The organism is Citrobacter sp. 506, assembly GCF_050434985.1.
Taxonomy (GTDB): Bacteria; Pseudomonadota; Gammaproteobacteria; order Enterobacterales; family Enterobacteriaceae; genus Citrobacter; species Citrobacter braakii.
The window spans coordinates 1912560-1935554 of record NZ_JBNDJN010000001.1 but is presented as its reverse complement, the minus strand read 5'-3'; the positions used below and the strand labels follow the sequence as shown (position 1 = coordinate 1935554).

At 51.5% G+C, this 22995-nt stretch carries 23 protein-coding genes; 16 read left to right on the top strand and 7 right to left on the bottom strand.

From position 1 onward, the window contains the following. Positions 1-31: 31 nt before the first annotated feature. Positions 32-1006, bottom strand: a complete 975-nt coding sequence (hemB, locus tag ABIE10_RS09470) for a porphobilinogen synthase (RefSeq protein WP_016151991.1) — start codon at positions 1004-1006, stop codon at positions 32-34. Between the two features lie 509 nt (positions 1007-1515). Between hemB and ehaB the strand changes: the two genes are divergently transcribed. Both ehaB and iprA read left to right on the top strand, forming a co-directional pair. Continuing rightward, positions 1516-4440: an autotransporter adhesin EhaB gene (gene ehaB, locus ABIE10_RS09465; protein ID WP_103765935.1), complete on the top strand. Its 2925-nt coding sequence runs from the start codon at positions 1516-1518 to the stop codon at positions 4438-4440. A gap of 89 nt (positions 4441-4529) precedes the next feature. Further along, positions 4530-5153, top strand: coding sequence for a hydrogen peroxide resistance inhibitor IprA (gene iprA, locus ABIE10_RS09460; RefSeq protein WP_047497841.1), 624 nt, complete (start codon positions 4530-4532; stop codon positions 5151-5153). 1 nt (position 5154) lies between these two features. Here iprA and ampH read toward each other — a convergent pair whose 3' ends face one another. Next, positions 5155-6312: a D-alanyl-D-alanine-carboxypeptidase/endopeptidase AmpH gene (ampH, locus tag ABIE10_RS09455; protein ID WP_047497838.1), complete on the bottom strand. Its 1158-nt coding sequence runs from the start codon at positions 6310-6312 to the stop codon at positions 5155-5157. Positions 6313-6695: 383 nt separating this feature from the next. On the opposite strand from ampH, the gene sbmA reads away from it, so the two are divergent. Next, a complete protein-coding gene (gene sbmA, locus ABIE10_RS09450; protein ID WP_049282012.1) occupies positions 6696-7916 on the top strand; it encodes a peptide antibiotic transporter SbmA in 1221 nt (406 codons plus the stop codon). 16 nt (positions 7917-7932) lie between these two features. Continuing rightward, positions 7933-9036 carry a DUF1615 domain-containing protein gene (locus ABIE10_RS09445; RefSeq protein ID WP_047497835.1) on the top strand — a complete coding sequence of 368 codons (1104 nt, stop codon included), beginning with the start codon at positions 7933-7935 and terminating at the stop codon, positions 9034-9036. Here ABIE10_RS09445 and ABIE10_RS09440 read toward each other — a convergent pair. After that, positions 9021-9344 (bottom strand): DUF2755 family protein, encoded by a 324-nt coding sequence (locus ABIE10_RS09440; protein WP_200051347.1) that lies wholly within the window; start codon positions 9342-9344, stop codon positions 9021-9023. The two genes, ABIE10_RS09445 and ABIE10_RS09440, sit on opposite strands and share 16 nt — an antisense overlap. Before the next feature lie 263 nt (positions 9345-9607). On the opposite strand from ABIE10_RS09440, the gene ABIE10_RS09435 reads away from it, so the two are divergent. Beyond that, positions 9608-9829, top strand: coding sequence for a DUF2754 domain-containing protein (locus tag ABIE10_RS09435; RefSeq protein ID WP_019076140.1), 222 nt, complete (start codon positions 9608-9610; stop codon positions 9827-9829). A 25-nt stretch (positions 9830-9854) separates the two neighbouring features. On the opposite strand, the gene ddlA is transcribed toward ABIE10_RS09435, so the two are convergent. Beyond that, entirely contained in the window at positions 9855-10949 is a 1095-nt protein-coding gene (ddlA, locus tag ABIE10_RS09430) for a D-alanine--D-alanine ligase (RefSeq protein WP_103766482.1), read from the bottom strand. Between the two features lie 301 nt (positions 10950-11250). Here ddlA and ABIE10_RS09425 point away from each other — a divergent pair, with 301 nt between their 5' ends. From ABIE10_RS09425 to adrA, 5 genes are all read left to right on the top strand, one after another. Further along, the gene (locus ABIE10_RS09425; protein WP_016152001.1) at positions 11251-12447 is read left to right on the top strand and encodes a multidrug efflux MFS transporter; all 1197 of its coding nucleotides are present in this window, start codon (positions 11251-11253) and stop codon (positions 12445-12447) included. 249 nt (positions 12448-12696) lie between these two features. Next, positions 12697-12939: a sigma-S stabilization anti-adapter protein IraP gene (locus ABIE10_RS09420; protein ID WP_016152002.1), complete on the top strand. Its 243-nt coding sequence runs from the start codon at positions 12697-12699 to the stop codon at positions 12937-12939. Positions 12940-13043: 104 nt separating this feature from the next. Next, positions 13044-14459, top strand: a complete 1416-nt coding sequence (phoA, locus tag ABIE10_RS09415; protein ID WP_200047355.1) for an alkaline phosphatase — start codon at positions 13044-13046, stop codon at positions 14457-14459. Between the two features lie 97 nt (positions 14460-14556). Further along, positions 14557-14877 carry a phosphate starvation-inducible protein PsiF gene (psiF, locus tag ABIE10_RS09410; protein WP_003830956.1) on the top strand — a complete coding sequence of 107 codons (321 nt, stop codon included), beginning with the start codon at positions 14557-14559 and terminating at the stop codon, positions 14875-14877. Between the two features lie 91 nt (positions 14878-14968). After that, positions 14969-16084, top strand: a complete 1116-nt coding sequence (gene adrA, locus ABIE10_RS09405) for a diguanylate cyclase AdrA (protein WP_151222901.1) — start codon at positions 14969-14971, stop codon at positions 16082-16084. A gap of 17 nt (positions 16085-16101) precedes the next feature. Here adrA and proC read toward each other — a convergent pair whose 3' ends face one another. Then, positions 16102-16911 (bottom strand): pyrroline-5-carboxylate reductase, encoded by an 810-nt coding sequence (gene proC, locus ABIE10_RS09400; RefSeq protein ID WP_429155388.1) that lies wholly within the window; start codon positions 16909-16911, stop codon positions 16102-16104. 148 nt (positions 16912-17059) lie between these two features. On the opposite strand from proC, the gene ABIE10_RS09395 reads away from it, so the two are divergent. From ABIE10_RS09395 to ppnP, 5 genes are all read left to right on the top strand, one after another. Further along, on the top strand, positions 17060-17515 hold the full coding sequence (locus tag ABIE10_RS09395; RefSeq protein ID WP_429155387.1) for a YaiI/YqxD family protein: 456 nt from the start codon (positions 17060-17062) through the stop codon (positions 17513-17515). 185 nt (positions 17516-17700) lie between these two features. Then, positions 17701-18246: a shikimate kinase AroL gene (aroL, locus tag ABIE10_RS09390; protein ID WP_016155838.1), complete on the top strand. Its 546-nt coding sequence runs from the start codon at positions 17701-17703 to the stop codon at positions 18244-18246. Between the two features lie 26 nt (positions 18247-18272). Continuing rightward, positions 18273-18464: a protein YaiA gene (gene yaiA / locus ABIE10_RS09385; RefSeq protein WP_016155839.1), complete on the top strand. Its 192-nt coding sequence runs from the start codon at positions 18273-18275 to the stop codon at positions 18462-18464. A 247-nt stretch (positions 18465-18711) separates the two neighbouring features. Continuing rightward, entirely contained in the window at positions 18712-19389 is a 678-nt protein-coding gene (locus ABIE10_RS09380; RefSeq protein ID WP_153690678.1) for an AroM family protein, read from the top strand. A 71-nt stretch (positions 19390-19460) separates the two neighbouring features. Then, positions 19461-19745, top strand: coding sequence for a pyrimidine/purine nucleoside phosphorylase (gene ppnP, locus ABIE10_RS09375; protein WP_047501953.1), 285 nt, complete (start codon positions 19461-19463; stop codon positions 19743-19745). 50 nt (positions 19746-19795) lie between these two features. Here the strand turns inward: ppnP and rdgC are convergent, their stop codons facing one another. After that, positions 19796-20707: a recombination-associated protein RdgC gene (gene rdgC, locus ABIE10_RS09370; RefSeq protein WP_003021479.1), complete on the bottom strand. Its 912-nt coding sequence runs from the start codon at positions 20705-20707 to the stop codon at positions 19796-19798. A 91-nt stretch (positions 20708-20798) separates the two neighbouring features. On the opposite strand from rdgC, the gene mak reads away from it, so the two are divergent. Then, on the top strand, positions 20799-21707 hold the full coding sequence (mak, locus tag ABIE10_RS09365) for a fructokinase (protein WP_429155385.1): 909 nt from the start codon (positions 20799-20801) through the stop codon (positions 21705-21707). A 27-nt stretch (positions 21708-21734) separates the two neighbouring features. On the opposite strand, the gene araJ is transcribed toward mak, so the two are convergent. Further along, complete coding sequence (gene araJ / locus ABIE10_RS09360) at positions 21735-22907, bottom strand: MFS transporter AraJ (protein WP_200079697.1); 1173 nt, start codon at positions 22905-22907, stop codon at positions 21735-21737. Positions 22908-22995 lie beyond the last annotated feature (88 nt).

The window sequence follows — 22995 nt, the reverse complement described above, 5'->3', positions numbered from 1 at the left end:
AAAGCGAAGCCGTCATTAGGCAACAAAGTGATTAGCGCAGGATTTTTTTCTCAGCCAGATCCAGTGCGAAGTAGCTGAAGATCAGATCCGCGCCAGCGCGTTTGATCGAGCCTAAGCTTTCCAGCACCACTTTCTCTTCATCTATTGCACCCGCGAGGGCTGCAAACTTGATCATCGCGTATTCACCGCTGACCTGATAAGCGCCAATCGGCAGCTCGGTGCGCTCGCGGATATCGCGCAGAATATCGAGGTATGCGCCAGCCGGTTTGACCATCAGGCAGTCTGCGCCCTGGGCTTCATCCAGCAGCGATTCGCGGATCGCTTCCCGACGGTTCATCGGGTTCATCTGATAGGTTTTACGATCGCCCTTCAGCGCGGTACCTGCGGCTTCACGGAATGGGCCATAGAAAGAAGAGGCAAATTTGGTGGAGTAGGACATGATCGCGGTATCGGTAAAGCCCGCGGCATCCAGCGCCTGGCGAATCGCCTGCACCTGGCCGTCCATTGCGGCGGAAGGGGCGATGAAATCTGCGCCCGCAGCGGCGGCAACGACCGCCTGTTTGCCGAGATTGGCAAGGGTTAAATCGTTATCAACGCCGTGCTCGCATAATACGCCGCAGTGACCGTGCGAGGTGTATTCACAGAAGCAGGTGTCGGACATGACGATCATCTCCGGTACGGTCTGCTTACAGATACGCGACATGCGCGCCACCAGACCGTCTTCTTTCCAGGCATCGCTGCCGGTGTCATCGGTGTGATGAGAAATGCCGAAGGTCATGACCGAGCGGATGCCTGCATTCGCAATGCGTTCAATTTCGCGCGCCAGGTGCTTCTCTGGAATGCGCATCACGCCGGGCATGGCCTCGATAGCTTTGTAATCGTCGAGTTCTTCTTCAACAAAGATCGGCAACACCAGGTCATTTAAGCTGAGTGTTGTCTCTTCAAACATAGCGCGCAGCGCAGGTGATTTGCGCAGGCGGCGAGGGCGTTGGATTAGGTCTGTCATGGTATGCCTGATGTTTGTGGAATCGAAGGCCGTAGTATACCCGAACCTGAGGGTGGGTGGTTTACGAAAGTTGGCGTTATATCTGGATTTTCCATCGTGGAAGGCTGAATCATTAGAGCAATTTATTCACATTTATGGCAAATTATTCATATTCATTATTTTGTTTGTTTCTATTTTATTATTTTAAATATCGATGCGTTTATTTTTATAGATGTGGAAATAATTCCATTTCATTTATTGTTTATTTGTTTAGGTGAGTGCTAAGTTATTTATTAATTATATGTTTCAGAAATATCTTGTGAGATATTTCATTGAAAGAATGAGTTTTTTTGTCTTTTGTGTCAGAGGCGAGGGTATTCGTAGTGTTGTCCGGTTTCGGACGACTAGCAAAGAATAATTGAACCTTTCCTTTGTGAAACCGCATAATCGTCCCCGCGAAACATAAAATGTTTTCTTTGCATTGATAATTGATGGATCAACTATATTACGTCCCTGAGGAGGGATGACAAATGCACACTTGGAAAAAGAAACTTGTAGTCTCACAATTAGCATTAGCCTGTACTTTGGCAATCACTTCTCAGGCGAATGCTTCTACTGATATTTCTGGGACGACGTACACAACGTTCACCCATTATAATGACGCATCACATGTTGATGACGTTTACTTCGATGGCTATGTCGGTTGGAACAATTACGGCACTGATAGTATTTATAACGGTGATATTTATCCGGTAATCAATAACGCTACTGTCAACGGCGTTATTTCTACTTATTATCTGGATGATGGACTGTCAACCAACGGCAATTATAACAGCCTGACGATTAAAAACAGTACCATTCACGGTATGGTGACATCCGAATGTATGACCACGGATTGTACTAACCGTACGGGTACCGACTATTACTACGATCGTCTGGCGATGAACGTCATCAATTCTACTATCGATGACAACTACGAACATTATACCTACAACGGTACCTATAATGACGTGGCTGATACGCACGTTGTCGACGTTTATAACCTGGGTACGGCTATCACTCTGGATCAAGAAGTTGATCTGTCTATCACCAACAACTCTCACGTTGCGGGTATTACCCTGACTCAAGGTTATGAGTGGGAAGATATTGACGATAATACCGTCATCACCGGCGTAAACAGCGGCGAAGTGTTTAACAACACTATCGCTGTTACCGACTCTACCCTGACCTCCGGTTCCTGGTCTGATGAAGGAAGATCCGGCTGGTTTGGTAACACCAGCAATGCGAGCGACTACAACGGTAACGGTTGGAACGCGAATGATATCGCATTGGCGGTTATTGCTCATCCCGATGCAGATAACGCGATGCAGACCACCGCCACGTTTGATAACGCTACGCTGATGGGCGATGTGCTGTTCTCCAGCAACTTTGATGAGAACTTCTTCCCGAACGGTGCTGATACTTACCGTGATACTGATGCCGATCTGGATACCAACGGCTGGGATGGTACTGACCGTCTGGATCTGACCCTGAACCACGGCAGCAAGTGGGTTGGTGCGGCAATGTCCGTCCATCAGGTTGACGTTGATGGTGATGGCGTTTACGAAAGCTATGCTGAGGGCACTGAAGCCACCGCTACGCTGATTGATATCGCTGCCAACAGCTTGTGGCCTTCTTCAACCTACGGTATCGATAGCGACACAACCTCTTATGACGAAAATGGTCATGTGGTTGGCAATACCGTTTATCAGAGCGGTCTGTTCAACGTGACGCTGAACGGCGCTTCCCAGTGGGATACCACCAAAACTTCTCTGATTGACACTCTGAGCATCAACAGCGGTTCCGTTGTCAACGTGGGCGATTCTGCGCTGGTTTCTGACTCCATCACTCTGACCGGTGCTTCCGCACTGAACATCAATGAAGATGGTCGTGTTGCGACTAATACGCTGTCTATTGACAACAGTACCGTAACGATTGCTGATGATGTCTCTGCCGGCTGGAATGTGCTTAATGCCGCGCTGTATGCCAATACCATTAACGTCACCAACAACGGCGTTCTGGATGTGGGCAACAGCACCGGAAACGCGCTGCAGGTTGATACCCTGAATCTAACCAGCTACACCGATGCTTACAACCATGTTAATGCGGGTGTTTTCGACATCAACAGCGCTAACTATGTGTTGAATGCTGACCTGACCAACGATCGTACCAACGATACGCGCCAGGCTAACTACGGTTATGGCGTGATCGCGATGAACTCTGATGGTCATCTGACTATCAACGGTAACGGCGATTCCGACACCTCAGGCGATCAGTCTGAAGTTGATAACTACGGTGATCACGTAGCAGCGGCAACCGGTAACTATAAAGTTCGCATCGATAACGCCACTGGCGCAGGTTCTGTTGCTGATTACAACGGTAACGAGCTGATCTACGTTAACGACACGAACAGCACCGCAACCTTCTCTGCAGCCAACAAAGCAGACCTGGGTGCTTACACCTATCAGGCTCAGCAGCAGGGTAACACCGTTGTTCTGCAGCAGATGGAGCTGACCGACTACGCGAACATGGCGCTGAGCATTCCGTCTGCCAACACCAATATCTGGAACCTGGAACAAGACACCGTTGGTACTCGTCTGACTAACGCGCGTCATGGCCTGGTAGATAACGGTGGTGCATGGGTGAGCTACTTCGGCGGCAGCTTCGATGCGGATAACGGCAACATTAACTATGATCAGGATGTTAACGGCATCATGGTCGGTGTTGATTCCAAAATCGATGGTAACAACGCTAAGTGGATTGTCGGTGCTGCGGCAGGCTTCGCGAAAGGTGACATGAGTGATCGTACCGGTCAGGTAGATCAGGATAGCCAGACTGCCTATATCTACTCTTCTGCTCGTTTTGCGAACAACATCTTTGTTGACAGTAACTTAAGCTACTCCCACTTCAACAACGATCTGTCTGCCAGCATGAGCAACGGTCAGTATGTTGATGGCAGCACCTCTTCTGATGCCTGGGGCTTTGGCTTGAAACTGGGTTATGACCTGAAGCTGGGTGACGCAGGTTACGTAACCCCTTACGGTAGCGTATCCGGTCTGTTCCAGTCTGGTGATGACTATAAGCTGAGCAACGACATGAAAGTTGACGGTCAGTCTTATGACAGCATGCGTTATGAACTTGGTGTAGATGCGGGTTATACCTTCGCCTACAGCGATGACCAGGCGCTGACCCCGTACTTCAAACTGGCCTACGTTTACGACGACTCTAACAACGATTCTGATGTAAACGGTGATTCTATCGACAACGGCGTAGAAGGTTCTGCGGTACGCGTTGGACTGGGTACTCAGTTCAGCTTCACCAAGAACTTCAGCGCGTACACCGATGCTAATTACCTCGGTGGCGGTGATGTCGATCAAGACTGGTCTGCAAACGTTGGTGTTAAATATACCTGGTAACAACTTTCTCGCAGAGAAATAAAAGGTAATTTAATTTAGAATAATGCCCGTCACGGATTTGACGGGCATTTATTGCAAGGAATGCGCACATGCTATCTTCAAATAAACCTCTTCTTGAGTTTGGTAAGCTTGATAAATGTTTAGCGAAATATGGTAAACACTTTGAGTGTGAGAACGATAAAGAAATAATTTATTCCGGTGATATTAATAGTGATGATACTTTCGTTATTTTAAGTGGTGTTGTTTCCTTGCGTAGAGGGGAAAGCGTGCTGGTCGGGATTGCACAGGCACCTTTTATTATGGGCCTTTCTGATGGCGTGATGAAAACAGATGTACAATACAAATTAATAACCGAAAGTAATTGTACAGGATACCACCTGCCTGCTTCGCAAACGATAAATATAATTGAACAATGCCAGCTTTGGCGTGAAGCCTTTTGCTGGCTGGCATGGCAAAACTCCATGTTTGAGTTGCGCGATCTGCAACTGATCGGCAATAACTCCTACGATCAGATCCGCGCGACGCTGATATCCATGACAAAATGGGACGACGTACTGCGTTCGCGTATCGGCGTCATGAACTATATTCACCAACGCACGCGAATTTCACGCTCAGTTGTCGCTGAGGTTCTCGCGGCATTGCGTAAAGGTGGTTACATTGAAATGAATAAAGGCAAACTGGTGAGCATTAACCGTTTGCCTTTTGAGTATTAAGTCAGGATGCAGGAATAACCTGCGGTTTGTTCCCGCTCAGCTCAGCAACCAGATCGTTGATACCGTCGCTCATATTGGTAAAGCGGGTTAGCGGAGAGCGGGTCACCACGATAAATGCCCCGACGTTTTGCTGCGGGATCATCGCCATATAGGTAATGAAGCCGCCGCCGCCACCGGTTTTTTGAATAATTCCCGGTCGCCCATTTTTCGGCGCCATATAGACCCAGCCCAAACCCAGCGCATCGGCTCTACCCGGAACATCCATCCCTATCACTTTTGTTAACTGCGTACGCTGATAAATCAGTGTCTGCATACGGTCGGCCTGCTGGCTACGATGGTAAAAATCAGATGAGAGATACTGCTGCATCCAGCGCATCATATCGCCGGGCGTTGAATAAACACCGCCGCTGCCCATTGCCGCCAGGGTATTGTTGCAAGGACTGGCGCCTTTTTCCGCGACCATCAGGCGTCTGCATTGATCGGGGGATGGGGTAAAGGTGGTGTCTTTCATCCCCAGCGGACGGGTAATTTTTTCTTCAAACAGCTGCGGATAAGGCTTTCCGGATGCGGTTCCTAGCGCATCGGCCAGCAGGTCAAACGCCAGGTTGGAATAAGAAGCCTGCGAGCCCGGTGCGGTTTTAAGCGTGGCGGTTGAGAGATAGCTCCAGCGCTGTTCACGGGTTGGCCAGACAAACACTGGGCGCTTCGCCGCGCCGCCAGGTTGTTCGCGCGGTAGCGCGCTGGTATGCGTCGCCAGATTCACCAGCGTAATCGGCGTGCCCTGATAAGTTGGCACGCGCGCGCCAGGCGGCGCATATTTGCTCAATGGATCGTTGAGTTTAACCGTACCCTGATCGAGTAATTTCACCAGCATTTCGCTGGTCATTAATTTAGTAATAGATGCAATTCGAATAACGGAATCCAGCTGCGGATGAACGTTATTGCCAGGGCGTGTTTCGCCGAAGCTGCGAAATACGCGCTGGTTACCATCAATCACCACGAGCGCCATCCCCGTAGCACCGCTGCCGTAAAATATATGGTCGGCATAACGATCGACGATATCAGAGGCGAAGACCGGATCGGTTATAGGCTGTGCCGCCTGGACAGATGTCAATGACGCCGCACACAGCGCGGCAGAAAAAAGCAGACTACGTTTCAACGGTGGTGTCCATGAGTTAGAGAAAGTGAAAAAGGATGTCGTGCGTATGCGTATTTATACTACTCATCGGCGTATTGCAAAGCGCTTATCAGCCAATGATAGTGTGAAAAACGTAACGATGAGTAAACGCGAGCGTTTACCGGATTACGGATGTTCGCTTTTGTGATCTCACGCTGTGATAATCTGCACTTGCTGGAACGTTGTCGAGTGTGAAAATCACAGAAACAATTCTTCATACCCGGGTGCGAACTAAGTGCCGCGGTTTTGGTCACACTTGTCGGTTTCAGCTTGTGTTTTTGGGCGTAAGCCGTCTGGCCACCGCACTCCACGGTGGCAAATACACAGCAGTCGTCATAACGATAAGAAGTTAGCAGGAGAGCACTATGTTTAAGTCTTTTTTCCCAAAGCCGGGGCCGTTCTTTATTTCGGCATTTATTTGGGCACTGGTCGCCGTTGTATTCTGGCAAGGAGGTGGGGGAGCCTGGGTTGCGCATATTACCGGCGCGTCGGGAGACGTACCGATTAGCGCGGCCCGATTCTGGTCACTGGATTACCTGATTTTTTATGCGTATTACATCCTTTGTGTTGGTGTGTTCGCGCTGTTCTGGTTTATCTACAGCCCGCACCGCTGGCAGTACTGGTCCATACTGGGCACGTCGCTGATTATTTTCGTGACCTGGTTTCTGGTTGAAGTTGGCGTCGCCGTCAACGCCTGGTATGCGCCATTCTATGATCTGATTCAATCCGCGTTGAGTGCGCCGCATAAGGTGAAGATTGAGCAGTTCTATCATGAAGTAGGCATCTTTCTTGGCATTGCGCTGATTGCCGTGGTCATTGGGGTGATGAACAACTTCTTCGTCAGCCACTATGTATTCCGCTGGCGTACCGCAATGAACGAACACTATATGGCGCACTGGCAGCATCTGCGTCATATCGAAGGCGCGGCGCAGCGTGTGCAGGAAGATACCATGCGTTTTGCCTCCACGCTTGAAAATATGGGGGTCAGCTTTATCAATGCGATTATGACGCTGATTGCCTTCTTACCTGTCCTGGTCACTCTCTCAGCCCATGTGCCGGACCTGCCCATTGTTGGACATGTTCCTTATGGCCTGGTGATTGCCGCGATTGTCTGGTCGCTGATGGGAACCGGCTTGCTGGCGGTAGTCGGCATCAAACTTCCGGGGCTGGAGTTTAAAAACCAGCGCGTGGAAGCTGCTTACCGTAAAGAACTGGTTTACGGCGAAGATGACGCTAATCGTGCGACCCCGCCGACGGTGCGTGAACTGTTCCATGCGGTGCGCCAGAACTACTTCCGCCTCTATTTTCACTATATGTACTTCAATATCGCCCGTATTCTATACCTGCAGGTTGATAACGTTTTCGGCTTGTTCCTGCTGTTCCCGTCGATTGTTGCCGGTACGATTACGCTCGGCCTGATGACGCAAATCACCAACGTGTTTGGCCAGGTGCGCGGCTCGTTCCAGTATTTGATTAACTCCTGGACAACGTTAGTCGAACTGATGTCTATTTATAAGCGTCTGCGCAGCTTTGAACGTGAGCTTGATGGCCAGGATATTCAGGAAGTTACCCATACGCTTAGTTAATAAAAAAGGAGATGTTATGTCGACGGTTTCCCGTCTTTACCCCTTGTCCGGTCTGGCCGCTCTGGTGCTGGTGGGATGTAGTAGCCAACCCGCGCAGCCGCTAAAAAAAGGGGAGAAAGCCGTCGATGTGGCGAGCGTGGTGCGCCAGAAAATGCCCGCCAGCGTGAAAGACCGGGACGCATGGGCGCAGGATTTAGCGAAGACGTTTGAAAGCCAGAAGCTGGCGCCGACGGTTGAAAATATCTGTTCGGTGCTGGCGGTCGCGCAACAGGAGTCAAACTATCAGGCGGATCCGGCCGTTCCAAACTTAAGTAAAATCGCCTGGAAAGAGATCGACCGGCGCGCCGAGCGTATGCATATCCCGCAGTTTGTGGTGCATACCGCACTGAAGATTAACTCGCCAACGGGGAAAAGCTACAGCGAGCGTCTGGATACGGTGAAAACGGAAAAACAGCTTAGCGCCATTTTTGATGATTTTATCAATATGGTACCGATGGGGCAGACGCTGTTTGGTTCGCTTAATCCGGTACATACCGGTGGGCCAATGCAGGTCAGTATCGCGTTTGCCGAGCAGCACGCCGACGGGTATCCGTGGAAAATGGCGGGAACAGTACGTCAGGAAGTGTTCAGCCGCCGCGGTGGGCTGTGGTTCGGTACGTATCATCTGCTTAACTACCCGGCGAATTACAGCGCGCCAATCTTCCGTTTCGCCGATTTCAATGCGGGATGGTATGCCAGCCGCAATGCGGCTTTCCAGAATGCGGTCAGTAAAGCCAGCGGAGTGAAGCTGGCGATGGATGGTGACTTGATTCTCTACGGCAGCAGCGAGCCGGGCAAAACCGAGCTGGCGGTACGTAAACTGGCCGGGAAGCTGGGGATGAGCGAGAGTGAGATCCACCGTCAACTGCAAAAAGGTGACAGTCTGGCCTTTGAGGATACCGCGCTGTACGAGAAGGTCTATAAGCTGGCGGAAGCGAAGAGCGGGAAAGCGCTACCCCGTGAAATGCTGCCAGGCATTCAGCTGGAAAGCCCGAAGATTACACGTAATCTGACTACCGCATGGTTTGCGAAACGCGTGGACGATCGTCGGGCGAAATGTATGGGTCAGTCATCATTATGATGACGGCGGCGCCAGCGCACGAATGTCGCGATGGCGCCAAGAATCAGACTTCCGGCAAGGAAAGGGACCAGCCCAAAAAGGGTACCGACGCCTAAGCCAATTTCAACTCGTGGGCGTCCTGTCTCTTGCATTTGCAACTGCATCAGCTGTTCATAGATGCCGGGAGCGTGGGCCAACAGATTTAAAACCTGCGCGCCTGCCCAAAAGCAAAACAGCACAAATACGGCATACGCAATGTTGCCGGGCAGGGAGGAGGTATCCCGATGCTTGCCCTTAAACAGGGATTTTGAGAGCGTAAAATCAGCCATAAAGACCTCCGGAAATAACCTGCTTTTTTGACGTGATGCCTGGAACTGACAGTGAGTCTGACAGGTGATCGGCAATGTCAATATCAGAATGATGGTAATTTCAGGTAGAGATTATTCCTGGATCTCGGTTTTTTGCTGATTGTCACAATTAAGTAACCTTAAGTGAAATCAAGTTACATTTCAGAAATTCCGCACAGGCCACAGACGTCTATGAGGAAATGTGCGAGGATGCGCTTTCACGTTGTATTTCCACCGGAGCCGTTATGAACCTGCCTGTTAAAATCCGCCGAGACTGGCACTACTATGCCTTCGCTATTGGGCTCATCTTTATTCTGAACGGTGTGGTCGGCTTACTGGGTTTTGAAGCGCAGGGATGGCAGACCTATGCGGTGGGGTTGGTGACGTGGGTGATTAGCTTTTGGCTGGCCGGATTAATTATCCGTCGCCGCGTGGAAGATGAAGAAGAAGCAAAGGATGCCCAATAGCTATCGATCAGGCATCCAGGCGGGTTTACATACTGGTTTTCAACGCGCTATCCGCCGCATGACGTTCCAGCGCCAGTTCGATCAGGCGAGTGATCAAATCGGTATAGCCTAAGCCGCTCGCCTGCCACAATTTTGGATACATGCTGATGTTGGTAAAGCCCGGCAGCGTGTTGATCTCATTGATCACAACATCGTTCTCTGCGGTTAAGAAAACGTCCACGCGCGCCATACCGGCGCAGCCCAGCGCCTGATAAGCCTGAATAGCAATGTCGCGGATCTTATCGTTAACTTCCGGTGCGATCGCTGCCGGAACAACCACTTTGGCACCGTTATCGTCAATGTATTTGGTGTCGTAAGCGTAAAAATCACTGTTCAGCACGATCTCGCCACAGGTACTGGCCTGCGGTTGATCGTTGCCCAGCACCGCGCATTCGATCTCGCGGCCCTTGATCCCTTGTTCCACCACGACTTTATGGTCGAATTCAAATGCCAGCGCGACGGCCTGATCGTATTGCGCTTCGCTGGTCACTTTACTGACGCCAACGGACGAGCCCTGGTTGGCTGGTTTCACAAACAGCGGCAGGCCAAGGCGGGATTCCACCTCGGCAAAGCTGATGCGGTTGCGATTGGCGCGAGTGAGCGTAATAAATGGCGCGATGTTTAATCCGGCATCGCGCAGTAGACGTTTGGTCACGTCTTTATCCATACAGGCCGCAGAACCCAGGACATCAGAACCGACGAACGGCAGATTCGCCACGCGCAGCATACCCTGCAGAGAGCCATCTTCACCCAACGTGCCGTGTACGATCGGGAAAATAACATCGACCGTTGGCAGTGGCTGACCGTTTTGTGCATCGATCAACTGGTGCTCTTGTTTACCCGGGACCTGAGCCAGGCTGGTCGCGGAAGGACGCAGCGCAATATGCGCTGGATCATCTGAATTGAGCAGATAGTTACTGGCATCGCTAATGTGCCATTGTCCTTGCTTATCAATACCTAACAGCACAACGTCAAAGCGAGTCTTGTCGATGGCATCGACAATATTTTTTGCCGATTGCAATGACACTTCATGTTCCGCTGATTTACCACCAAATACGATTCCTACCCGCAACTTTGCCATCTTAAAAACCCATTCCATGAATGCAAAGCACATACATTACCACGACAAAACGCAGGTTTCCTCGGCTTCTGGCAGATTGTTTTGGTGGGCAACAGAGGAACAGATAAGCGCAAACGCGCAGAACGGACGCGGAGCATAAACCCCTGCTGATATTGTGGGGTTGATGTGAGGTATATCACAAATATGATGAGCGGGAAGATAAAATCCTAAACTGTGATATATCGCACCTGTGGACCCTTATTTGGCTAAGTAATTTGTTAAGCTACTCACAGTTTTCAGCTACTTATCGTTATGAGTCCCTATGGAATCCTGGAGAGTCAACCTCATTTCCGTATGGTTCGGTTGCTTTTTCACCGGCCTGGCAATCAGCCAAATCCTGCCTTTTTTACCGCTCTATATCTCCCAACTGGGGGTAAGCTCCCATGAAGCACTCTCAATGTGGTCCGGCTTAACGTTTAGCGTCACCTTCCTGATTTCAGCCATCGTCTCTCCGATGTGGGGGAGTTTAGCCGACCGTAAAGGACGCAAGCTAATGCTGCTGCGGGCCTCTTTGGGTATGGCGATTGCGATTTTACTGCAGGCCTTTGCCACTAACGTCTGGCAGCTTTTTCTGCTGCGTGGGGTCATGGGGTTAACGTCTGGCTATATTCCCAATGCGATGGCGCTGGTAGCCTCACAGGTTCCGCGCGAACGCAGCGGGTGGGCGCTGAGTACGCTCTCGACGGCGCAAATTAGCGGCGTTATTGGCGGACCACTGATGGGGGGCTTTATTGCCGACCACGTTGGCTTACGGGCGGTATTCTGTATTACCGCGGCTTTGCTGGTAGTGAGTTTTTTGGTCACGCTGTTCTTAATCAAAGAAGGTGTGCGCCCGACAATCAAAAAAAGCGAACGCCTGAGCGGGAAGGCCGTCTTTGCCTCGCTGCCTTATCCGGCGCTGGTGATCAGCCTGTTTTTTACTACGATGGTGATCCAGTTGTGTAACGGCTCAATTGGGCCGATTCTGGCGCTGTTTATTAAATCAATGGTCCCAGACAGTTCTAATATTGCTTTTCTCAGCGGGCTGATTGCTTCGGTTCCGGGCATCTCGGCGCTGATTTCTGCGCCCCGGCTAGGTAAATTAGGCGATCGTATTGGAACCGAGCGGATTTTAATGGCAACGTTAATCTTCGCCGTCGTGTTGTTTTTCGCCATGTCATGGGTCACTACGCCGTTGCAGTTGGGGATCTTACGTTTTCTGCTCGGCTTTGCCGACGGCGCGATGTTGCCCGCGGTGCAGACGTTGCTGGTGAAATACTCCAGCGACCAGATAACCGGGCGCATTTTTGGTTATAACCAGTCATTTATGTACCTCGGCAACGTAGCCGGGCCATTAATGGGGGCAACGGTTTCGGCAATGGCGGGCTTTCGCTGGGTGTTTATTGCCACGGCGAGCATTGTGCTTATCAACATCTGGCAACTGGCTATCGCGTTGCGACGTCGGCGCTGCGCACGCTGAGTATCTGATTAACAACGCTGCCCGTCAGCGTTGTTAATCCATCATTATGCATTTATATATCCAGGTGATTATTAATCCCTTTATCCTTTTATATGGAGAAATTCTGCGCTAAGACTCATTCTCCCTTATTTTGTGTTGTGATTGTTTTCGCAAAACGTTTTATTTCTTATGAAAATACAACTTTCATCCTCTAGGCAGTTGTGAGTCTTAATGATAACGTGGCCTATATTTGGTTAAGGGAATACGTAAATGAAAAATCTCGTTACTGAGTTGTTACTTAAGCTCGCCCAAAAAGAAGAAGAGTCGCAAGAACTGACGGCGCAGGTTGAAACGCTGGAGCAGGTAATCATCGAAATGCTGCGCAATATGACGTGTAACGATCGGCAAATATTTATTCGCCAAATTGAGGGAGCTTTGGCTGGAGAAGGCCGTATGCCTGCGTTTCTGACCAACGTTCATAACGCTGGCGAGAGTGTGCCAAAAGCGTTTTGAGTAATCCGTGGTGCGTCATCCACAAATTATCATAAAAGTGTCACATCAAATACTTATAGTCGCTTTGTTTTAATTTTACCGTATTTATACATGGAGAAAATAAAGTGAAACAAAGCGCACTCGCTATTGCCCTGTTACCTTTGCTGTTTACCCCGGTTATTAATGCAGAAACCTCTGCCATCGCGGTTATGGATAATCGTGCCGCTCAGGGTGATATCACCACGCCGGGCGGCGCCCGCCGATTGTCTGCCGATCAAACGGCGGCTCTGCGCGAATCTCTGAGCGATAAACCGGCCAAAAATATTATTTTATTGATTGGCGATGGGATGGGGGACTCAGAAATAACGGCCGCGCGAAATTATGCCGAAGGCGCAGGCGGCTTTTTTAAAGGGATTGATGCTTTACCGTTGACCGGACAATACACGCACTACGCGTTGGATAAGAAAACGGGTAAACCCGATTATGTGACGGATTCTGCGGCATCCGCGACGGCGTGGACCACCGGTGTGAAAACCTATAATGGCGCGCTGGGCGTTGATATTCATGAAAAAGATCACGCCACAATTCTTGAAATGGCAAAAGCGGCGGGGCTGGCTACGGGCAACGTTTCTACCGCTGAATTGCAGGATGCTACCCCGGCGGCGCTGGTTGCCCATGTGACTTCGCGTAAGTGCTATGGCCCAGGCGTGACACGTGAAAAATGCCCAACCAATGCGCTGGAAAAAGGCGGTAAAGGATCCATCACCGAACAATTACTGAATGCCCGGGCTGACGTTACGCTGGGCGGCGGGGCAAAAACGTTTGCGGAAACCGCTGCGGCAGGCGAGTGGCAGGGTAAAACGTTGCGTGAACAAGCCCTGGCTCGCGGTTATCAGATGGTGAGTGATACCGCGACGCTGGCGGCGATTACCGAAGCTAATCAGGATAAACCGCTGCTGGGCCTGTTCTCTGACGGCAATATGCCCGTGCGCTGGGAAGGTCCGAAAGCGTCTTATCATGGCAATCTGGATAAGCCGGTTGTGACCTGTACGCCAAATCCAAAGCGTGACGACAGCGTGCCAACGCTGGCGCAGATGACGGATAAAGCGATTGAGTTGTTAAGCAAAAATGAGAAAGGTTTCTTCCTGCAAGTGGAAGGGGCGTCAATCGATAAACAGGACCACGCCGCCAACCCGTGCGGACAGATTGGCGAAACGGTCGATCTGGACGAAGCGGTACAGCGCGCGCTTGCCTTTGCGAAGAAAGATGGCAACACCCTGGTGGTGGTAACCGCTGACCACGCACATGCCAGCCAGATTGTCGCGCCGGATACCAAAGCACCAGGCCTGACCCAGGCGCTGAACACCAAAGATGGCGCGGTCATGGTCATCAGCTACGGCAACTCTGAAGAGGAATCTCAGGAGCACACCGGCAGCCAATTGCGAATTGCAGCCTATGGCCCGCACGCGGCGAATGTGGTCGGCCTGACCGATCAAACCGACCTGTTTTACACCATGAAATCGGCGTTAGGACTGAAATAACCCGACGCCCGGCGGCAATACTTTTGCCGCCGGGTGGTATTTTTATCGTTAGCAGCCAAACTTACCTGTGTGTTGTCGTTCAGAAAAGAAGGATGCTATGAAAATTACATTATTAATGACGCTGCTTTTTGGTCTGATTTTTTTAACTACCGTCGGTGCTGCCGAGAAGACTTTAACCCCGCAACAACAGCGTATGACCACCTGCAATCAGCAGGCAACGGCGCAGACCTTAAAAGGGGATGCGCGTAAGACATATATGAGTGATTGCCTGAAAAACAGTAAATCTGCGCCGGAGGAAAAGAGCCTGACGCCGCAGCAGCAAAAAATGCGTGAATGTAACGTTAAGGCGACGGAGCAGTCTCTGAAAGGTGATGATCGTAATAAATTTATGAGCGCTTGCCTGAAGAAATCTGCGTAGCACTTACGGGTGAGCAGGTAAAATCGCTCACCCGAAATATCATACTTCCGCCACCAGACCCCTTCCTATAATTTGGGAAATTTGTTTCAGAATATTCCCAAATACAATGAATGATGAAAACTTTTATCAAAAGAAGGTCGTCCCGAATGAAGCATTTTTATCGCTTCATCAAAATGACCACCAACGTTCCGGTCTGCGATTCGCCCGACGAATCAGGCTGCCGCGAGCGGTGGGATTGGGGGGAATGTTTTTCCCTATCGCGTCGGTATTAGTTGCTCAGCCTATTACCGGTGGCTGGTGGCTATTACTGGTGGGATGGGCGTTTGTCTGGCCGCATTTGGCCTGGCAGTTGGCCAGCAAAGCCGACGATCCTCTGCATAGCGAATTTACCAACTTAAAAGCCGATGCCATTCTTGCCGGTATGTGGATAGGAATTATGGGCGTAAACCTGTTGCCATCCACGGCGCTGCTGATGATTATCTGCATCAACCTGATGGGCGCAGGCGGGATGCGAATATTCATCGCAGGCGCCGTTTTGATGATGGTTTCATGCCTGGTGACGTTACAGTTAACCGATATCTCCGTCGCTTTTAGCAGTACTCAACTTAGCGTGCTATTGACGCTGCCGGTACTGGTGATTTATCCGCTGCTGTTTGCCTGGGTCAGCTACCAGACGGTCATCAAGCTGGCGGAACATAAACGCCGTTTACAGGTGATGAGTACGCGAGATGGCATGACTGGGGTGTACAACCGCCGCCATTGGGAACTGTTACTGCGTAATGAATTTGATAATTGCCGCCGCTACCAGCGTGACGCCACGTTACTGATTATCGATATCGACCATTTTAAGAGCATCAATGATACCTGGGGTCATGACATTGGGGACCAGGCGATTGTCGCGCTGACCCGCCAGTTGCAGATGACCTTACGCGGTAGCGACGTGATCGGGCGCTTTGGCGGTGATGAGTTTGCGGTGATTATGTGCGGCACGCCGGCAACCAGCGCGATTGCGGCGATGTCTCGTGTTCACGAACGACTTGGTCAACTGCGTTTATCCTGCGCGCCGCAGGTTGCTCTGCGGATCAGCGTGGGGGTTGCGCCGCTGACCGCAGAAACCGAGCATTATCGAGAATGGTTAAAGTCGGCGGATATGGCGCTCTACAAAGCAAAGAATTCCGGACGTAACCGCACTGAGGCGGCGGCCTGACGTCCGGCGGTGTTAACTCAGGAGCGGCTGAGTTTTTCCGACTGCTCCATGCACTTAATCATCGCTTCAATCACTGATGAACGAAAACCTCGTTCTTCCAGGACGCGTACCGCTTCAATGGTGGTTCCGCCAGGCGAGCACACCATATCCTTCAGTTCTCCGGGATGTTTACCCGTATCCAGCACCATCTTTGCCGACCCCATTACTGCCTGCGCCGCGAATTTATAAGCTTGCGCGCGAGGCATGCCACCCTGCACGGCGGCGTCCGCCATCGCTTCAATAAACATAAACACATAAGCCGGGGCTGAACCACTGACGCTAACGACCGGATGAATCATTGCCTCCGCAATGACTTCCGCTTCACCAAAGCAGCGGAAGATATTCAGCACGTCGGCGGTGTCTTCTGGCGTGACTAAGGCGTTTGGCGTGACGGAGGTCATTCCGGCATTCACCAGTGACGGCGTGTTTGGCATCGCGCGAATGATTTTACGGTCGTGGCCCAGCGCGCGGGCGAGCTGATCGAGGGTGACGCCAGCGGCAATCGAGACGACCAGGGAGTCTTTGTTCAGGCTGGAGGTAATTTCGCTCAACACTTTAATCATGATGCCTGGTTTTACGGCCCCAAAAACGATGTCAGCGATTTGCGCGACCTCTTGCGCAGACTGCGCCGCATTAATACCGTACTGGTCGTGCAATGCAGCGACTTTATCGGGGGAAGGGGTGTAGACCCAGATTTGTCCGGGGAGAACCTGGCCGCTGGCGATCATGCCGCCAAGTATCGCTTTGCCCATATTACCGCAGCCGATAAAACCGATTTTCTTGTCCATTTTGTCACTCCCTATGCGTGATATTCATTGTTTTACCTGGGAAAGCTAAGCTTAGCGCGGATTGAATATGTGCAGAAGGATAAACAGCACTTTGCCTGAAAGTAAAAGCACGCGACAATGTGCAACTGCACATCAGTGGGGAGAAATTATGACAATATGGGTGGATGCCGATGCGTGTCCGAATGTGATTAAAGATATTTTGTACCGCGCTTCTGAGCGCATGCAGATGCCGCTTATTTTGGTAGCCAACCAAAGTTTGCGCGTCCCGTCTTCGCGGTTTATCCGCACATTACGTGTTCCCGCTGGGTTTGACGTGGCGGATAACGAGATTGTGCGCCAGTGTAATGCCGGTGATTTAGTGATAACAGCGGATATCCCGCTGGCGGCAGAAGTCATTGAAAAAGGTGCGGCGGCGCTTAATCCGCGCGGTGAACGTTATACCGAAGCCACGCTCCGTGAGCGTCTGATGATGCGTGATTTTATGGATACGCTACGCGCCAGCGGTATTCAGACCGGCGGGCCGGACAGCCTTTCACCACGAGACAGGCAGCATTTTGCTGCTGAGCTTGATAAGTGGTGGCTGGAAGTACAGCGCAGAAAATAAAACGTGTAATTTATTATTTACACTTTATTCATGGTGAATTCTTGTTATAGTAGGGGTTAATAGGTATCTCTATCCTGTATGTAATTTTTTCTTTACGTTTTGGCGATGTACTAGTTTGGTGATATGATTATATCTTTAACCGCATCAGATCCCGCTCGCTCGCGGCTCCCTGGGGAATTTCTGTAATGACGCAACCTCTTTATCTTGTCGGCCCCCGGGGGTGTGGTAAGACAACTACCGGTATGGCGCTGGCGAAGGCTATCGATTTCCAGTTTGTCGATACCGATCGCTGGTTGCAATCGCACGTGCAGATGACCGTGGCGGAGATCGTCGAAAGGGAAGGATGGGAAGGGTTTCGTGCCCAGGAGACGAGCGCTCTGCAGGCCGTCACAGCCCCGGCGACGGTTGTTGCGACCGGCGGCGGCATCATTCTTACCGAATTTAATCGTCATTACATGCGCAGCCACGGCGTGGTTATCTATTTAAGCGCACCGGTATCAGTACTGGTTGATCGTCTGGAGGCCACGCCTGAAGAAGGATTGCGCCCAACCTTAACCGGTAAGCCGTTGACTGAAGAGGTGCAGGAAGTGCTCGCCCAGCGCGATGTTCTGTACCGTGAAGCTGCGCACTACATCGTTGATGCCACCCATAAACCTGCGCAGGTGGTGGAAGACATTCTTGAGATACTGGCGCAGGCAGCGCCACGGTTACAGGGCGGTGTCTATACTTAATGTTCATCCAGTGAAAAGGAAGAACTATGCCGACAAAACCACCTTACCCACGTCAAGCGAACATTGTTACGGTTGAAAAGGGGACGCCAGGCCAGACGGTAACCTGGTATCAACTTCGAGCCGATCACCCTAAACCGAATACGTTGATCAGTGAGCATCCTTCTGCGCAGGAAGCCATGGATGCCAAAAAACGCTACGAAGACCCCGATAAAACCTGATATTAAGCACCGTCCTGGCACGAGTCTGAAAAGTGCCAGGACGGGCGTTCATCACATTTTCTTAAATTTCGCCGCATACAGTTAAAATTGAAAATTAAGCAATAACAATCCAGTACCGGAATGATTTGGAATCTTTACACAATACACCGCCGATCAACTGCTACGCTTTTGAGCATTTGTAGCGCAGGTCAGCGCCCGGCACTTGCCCGGGATTTCACAGCAAAGTAAGAAGATGGTGGAGCAACAAATGAGTGCGTCGTTGGCTATCCTCACGATTGGCGTGGTGCCGATGTGTGAGGTGTTACCGCTCCTGACGGAATATATCGATGAACAGCACATTACTCACCACAGTCTGCTTGGACAGATGCGGCGAGAAGATGTGATGGCTGAGTACGGCGTTTCGCCCGGTGACGAGCCTTTATTAACGCTGCTCAGCGACCACCAACTTGCGCATGTCTCACGCCAGAAGGTAGAGCGCTCGCTGCAAAGTATCGTGGAGGTGTTGGATAACCAGGGCTTTGACGTGATCCTGCTGATGAGTACCGCCTCAATCGCTCGCCTGACCGCCCGCAATAGCATTCTATTGGAGCCGTTACGTATTATCCCCCCGCTGGTGGCCTCGATTGTCGATGGGCATCAGGTCGGGGTTATTGTCCCCGTCACCGAATTGCTCAAAGCCCAGACGCAAAAATGGCAGGTGTTACAAACTCCACCAGTGTATGCCGTGGCGAATCCGATCGAAGGTAGCGAACAACAATTGATTGATGCCGGGAAAGAACTGCTGGAGCAAGGCGCGGATGTGATCATGCTGGATTGTCTGGGGTTCAATCAACGCCATCGCGATTTACTGCAAAAATCGCTGGATGTCCCGGTTCTTCTGTCTAATGTGTTGATTGCCCGACTGGCTTCGGAACTGTTGGCGTAATTTTGCGTGACAGGTGGAACGTCAGCCCCCTATATTGGTTCTCAACTTAATCACGAGATAGGGCCAGTTGTATGCTTCAAAGTAATGAATACTTTTCCGGCAAAGTAAAATCGATCGGTTTTACCAGCAGCAGTACTGGCCGCGCCAGTGTTGGCGTGATGGCTGAAGGCGAATATACCTTTAGTACTGCGGCGCCTGAAGAGATGACTGTCGTTAGCGGCGCACTGAACGTACTGCTGCCGGGGGAAACCGAGTGGAAGGTGTATGCCGCAGGGGGCGTGTTCAACGTACCGGGCAACAGCGAGTTTCATCTGCAGGTGGCAGAGCCAACATCCTATCTTTGCCGCTATCTGTAAGCATAGAAATGACGAATGGCGACATTGTGCCGCCATTCGGTAAGTACGGCTTAACGTTGCGCTTCGCCGCCTAATCCTTCCACCAGACTTTTAATCAGCGCCGCCAGTTCACCCGTCATCAGGATGAAATCGGCATCAAAACGCTGAGCATAATCTTCGCGGTCAATATCTTCGTTCTGATCGCGCAGCTCGTCGCTAAACTTCAAACGCTTAATAGAGCCGTCGTCACACATCACGAACTGAATGCGCTGCTGCCAGTCAAGGGCCAGCTTGGTGACCAGTTTGCCCGCTTCGATATGCACGGCGATTTCGTCGCAGACCAGATCCTGCTTTTTCGCGCGGATCACGCCGCCGTCTTCAAGGATCGCTTTTAGTTCGGCTTCATCCAGTAACTGGAATCCCTGTGCCGTTGTACCGGAACGAACCCATTCGGTCAGCGTCAGCTCAATGGGGTTTTCCATCGTCAGCGGAACGACCGGCAGCGAACCGAGACTCTTACGCAGCAGCGCCAGCGTATCTTCGGCTTTCTTCGCACTCGCGCAATCAACCATGATCAGATCGTTGACGGTATCGATCCACATCATCGTCTGGCTGAAACGGCTAAAGGCGCGCGGCAGCAATGAGTGCAGAACTTCATCTTTCAGCGAGTCTTTTTCGGTCTTCTTGAGTTTGCGACCTTGCTCAGCTTCCAGTTTGAAAATTTTGGCTTCCAGCGCCTGTTTGATAACCGGCGACGGCAGAATTTTTTCTTCTTTGCGGGCGCAGATAATAATTTGGCCATTGGCGGTATGCGTTAATGCATCGCTGTGCGATCCCATCGGCGGAACCCAGCCCATTTTTGCCATATCCTGGCTACCGCAAGGGGTGAACGTCATTGATGCCAGCTGTTTTTCCATCTCTTCGGCACGCAAAGAAACATCGCGGCTAAGACGGTAAACCATTAAATTTTTGAACCACAGCATGATAATTTCCACGGCCTTGTCGTTAAATCCAGCGGGCATGATAGCGAATTGTCGCTATGCTTGCATTGTTAATCGGGAAGAGGAGCAAACAGTGCGTATAGGTATCGATTTAGGCGGTACGAAAACGGAAGTTATCGCGCTTGGCGATGCAGGCGAACAGCTTTTTCGCCATCGCCTGCCCACGCCGCGTGATGATTATCGGCAAACGATAGAAACCATCGCCGCGCTGGTGGAGATGGCGGAAAAGGCCACCGGGCAGTCGGGAACCGTCGGGATGGGCATTCCCGGTTCAATTTCGCCCTACACCGGAGTGGTGAAGAATGCCAACTCGACCTGGCTTAACGGACAACCTTTTGACAAAGACCTGAGTACGCGTCTGAATCGCGAAGTGCGGCTGGCAAATGATGCCAACTGCCTGGCGGTTTCTGAAGCCGTTGATGGTGCAGCGGCGGGGGCGCAAACCGTGTTTGCGGTGATTATCGGTACAGGATGTGGCGCTGGAGTGGCGCTGAACGGCCGGGCGCACACGGGCGGGAACGGTACTGCGGGCGAGTGGGGGCATAATCCGCTGCCGTGGATGGACGAAGACGAACTGCGTTATCGGCAGGAAGTGCCCTGCTATTGCGGCAAGCAAGGCTGTATTGAAACCTTCATTTCCGGAACCGGTTTTGCCACCGACTACCAGCGTCTGAGCGGTAAGTCGCTCAAGGGGGGGAAAATTATCAGTCTTGTTAATGCCCGGGATGCCCAGGCGGAACAGGCGTTGAGTCGGTACGAGCTGCGTCTGGCGAAATCACTGGCACATGTGGTGAATATTCTCGATCCGGACGTAATCGTGCTGGGCGGTGGAATGAGCAATGTCGACCGACTGTATCAAAACGTGCCAACGTTGATTAAACAGTTTGTTTTTGGCGGTGAGTGCGAAACGCCTCTACGCAAGGCGCTGCACGGTGACTCCAGCGGTGTGCGCGGTGCGGCCTGGTTGTGGCCGCAGGAGTAATATTCGCGTTGCCGGGTAGCGCAGAGGCTATCCGGCAGCGGGAGTCATCCGGGATACGCTGCGCTTCAGGCGACCATAGAGCAGCAGCGACGACATCGCAGAAAACGACAGCAGCGCCGCCGGCAACGTCACGTAGTTGTAGGCAAAGCCCAGCGTCAGCATCATACCACCGCACCAGGCGCCAATCGCGCTGCCGAGATTAAAGGCAATTTGCCCTCCTGCCGCACCCAGCAGCTCACCCCCTTTAGCATTTTGCAGCAGCAAAATTTGCAGCGGCGCCGACAGGGCAAACAGGCCCGCGCAGCAAATAAAGGCGAAGATCAGCGACGCGGCTTTGATCCCGCCAAAGGCAAAGAGCAGCAGCAGAGCCAGCACAATTACAAAGTCGGTTATTACCGCAATACGCAGCGGCGTATAGCGGCCAGAAAGGCGACCGCTCAGCAGATTTCCCAACACCATTCCCAATCCCACCAGCATCATGATGAAGGTCATCAGCGCTTCGGAAAAGCCGGAGATGAACATCATGTACGGTTTGACGTAGCTGAACCAGGCGAAAACCCCGGCGTTACCAAACATGGTGGCGGAAAAGATGAGCCACGGGGCGGGGGTTTTCAAAAAGTGAAATTGTTCGCGCAGTTTCCCTTTGGCTTCATCGCTGATGTTGGGTATCCAAAAAGTTATCGAGACCATCACGGCGATATTAAAGACGGCTATCAGCAGAAACGTGTAGCGCCAGCTAAATTCCTGACTCAGCCAGGTGCCGATGGGAATACCAATCAGATTAGCAACGGTCATACCCGAAACCATGCCCGCGACGGCGGCGGTGACTTTTCCCGGACGGGCCAGCTTCGACAGGATAATCGCGCCAACGCCAAAAAAAGCGCCGTGTGGAAAGCCGGAAACCAGCCTGCCCACCGCCAGCATTAAATATGAGGAGGAGAGGGTGAAGATGGCGTTGCCGATCACGCACAGCGTGACCAGAAACAGCAGAATATGCTTGAGAGAAAAGCGGTTGGAAAAGAGCGCAATAATAGGTGCGCCCAGCACCACGCCAAAAGCGTAAAACGAAATCATATGGCCAGCGGCAGGGATGGAAATTCCCACGTCCCGCGCCAGCTCGGTGAGTACACCCATGATGCCAAACTCGGCCATGCCCAGCCCAAATGTCCCCAGAGCTAAAGAGAAAATGACTTTTTTCATACCACCTGCCAACAAGAAAGAGGCACGATGTGCGCCATAGCGGCGAACGTTCGCCGCCAATAGAGATAGCTTGCGGATAAGCGAAGTG

What these genes read in the sequence shown, in the direction of transcription:
- ddlA (WP_103766482.1), bottom strand. Translation starts at nt 10,949, where the DNA reads ATGGCAAAGTTGCGGGTAGGAATCGTATTTGGTGGTAAATCAGCGGAA.
- ABIE10_RS09395 (WP_429155387.1), top strand. Translation starts at nt 17,060, where the DNA reads ATGACAATATGGGTGGATGCCGATGCGTGTCCGAATGTGATTAAAGAT.
- yaiA (WP_016155839.1), top strand. Translation starts at nt 18,273, where the DNA reads ATGCCGACAAAACCACCTTACCCACGTCAAGCGAACATTGTTACGGTT.
- ABIE10_RS09425 (WP_016152001.1), top strand. Translation starts at nt 11,251, where the DNA reads ATGGAATCCTGGAGAGTCAACCTCATTTCCGTATGGTTCGGTTGCTTT.
- proC (WP_429155388.1), bottom strand. Translation starts at nt 16,911, where the DNA reads ATGGACAAGAAAATCGGTTTTATCGGCTGCGGTAATATGGGCAAAGCG.
- ABIE10_RS09435 (WP_019076140.1), top strand. Translation starts at nt 9,608, where the DNA reads ATGAACCTGCCTGTTAAAATCCGCCGAGACTGGCACTACTATGCCTTC.
- hemB (WP_016151991.1), bottom strand. Translation starts at nt 1,006, where the DNA reads ATGACAGACCTAATCCAACGCCCTCGCCGCCTGCGCAAATCACCTGCG.
- araJ (WP_200079697.1), bottom strand. Translation starts at nt 22,907, where the DNA reads ATGAAAAAAGTCATTTTCTCTTTAGCTCTGGGGACATTTGGGCTGGGC.
- ehaB (WP_103765935.1), top strand. Translation starts at nt 1,516, where the DNA reads ATGCACACTTGGAAAAAGAAACTTGTAGTCTCACAATTAGCATTAGCC.
- ABIE10_RS09420 (WP_016152002.1), top strand. Translation starts at nt 12,697, where the DNA reads ATGAAAAATCTCGTTACTGAGTTGTTACTTAAGCTCGCCCAAAAAGAA.
- iprA (WP_047497841.1), top strand. Translation starts at nt 4,530, where the DNA reads ATGCTATCTTCAAATAAACCTCTTCTTGAGTTTGGTAAGCTTGATAAA.
- ABIE10_RS09380 (WP_153690678.1), top strand. Translation starts at nt 18,712, where the DNA reads ATGAGTGCGTCGTTGGCTATCCTCACGATTGGCGTGGTGCCGATGTGT.
- ppnP (WP_047501953.1), top strand. Translation starts at nt 19,461, where the DNA reads ATGCTTCAAAGTAATGAATACTTTTCCGGCAAAGTAAAATCGATCGGT.
- ABIE10_RS09445 (WP_047497835.1), top strand. Translation starts at nt 7,933, where the DNA reads ATGTCGACGGTTTCCCGTCTTTACCCCTTGTCCGGTCTGGCCGCTCTG.
- psiF (WP_003830956.1), top strand. Translation starts at nt 14,557, where the DNA reads ATGAAAATTACATTATTAATGACGCTGCTTTTTGGTCTGATTTTTTTA.
- aroL (WP_016155838.1), top strand. Translation starts at nt 17,701, where the DNA reads ATGACGCAACCTCTTTATCTTGTCGGCCCCCGGGGGTGTGGTAAGACA.
- ABIE10_RS09440 (WP_200051347.1), bottom strand. Translation starts at nt 9,344, where the DNA reads ATGGCTGATTTTACGCTCTCAAAATCCCTGTTTAAGGGCAAGCATCGG.
- rdgC (WP_003021479.1), bottom strand. Translation starts at nt 20,707, where the DNA reads ATGCTGTGGTTCAAAAATTTAATGGTTTACCGTCTTAGCCGCGATGTT.
- sbmA (WP_049282012.1), top strand. Translation starts at nt 6,696, where the DNA reads ATGTTTAAGTCTTTTTTCCCAAAGCCGGGGCCGTTCTTTATTTCGGCA.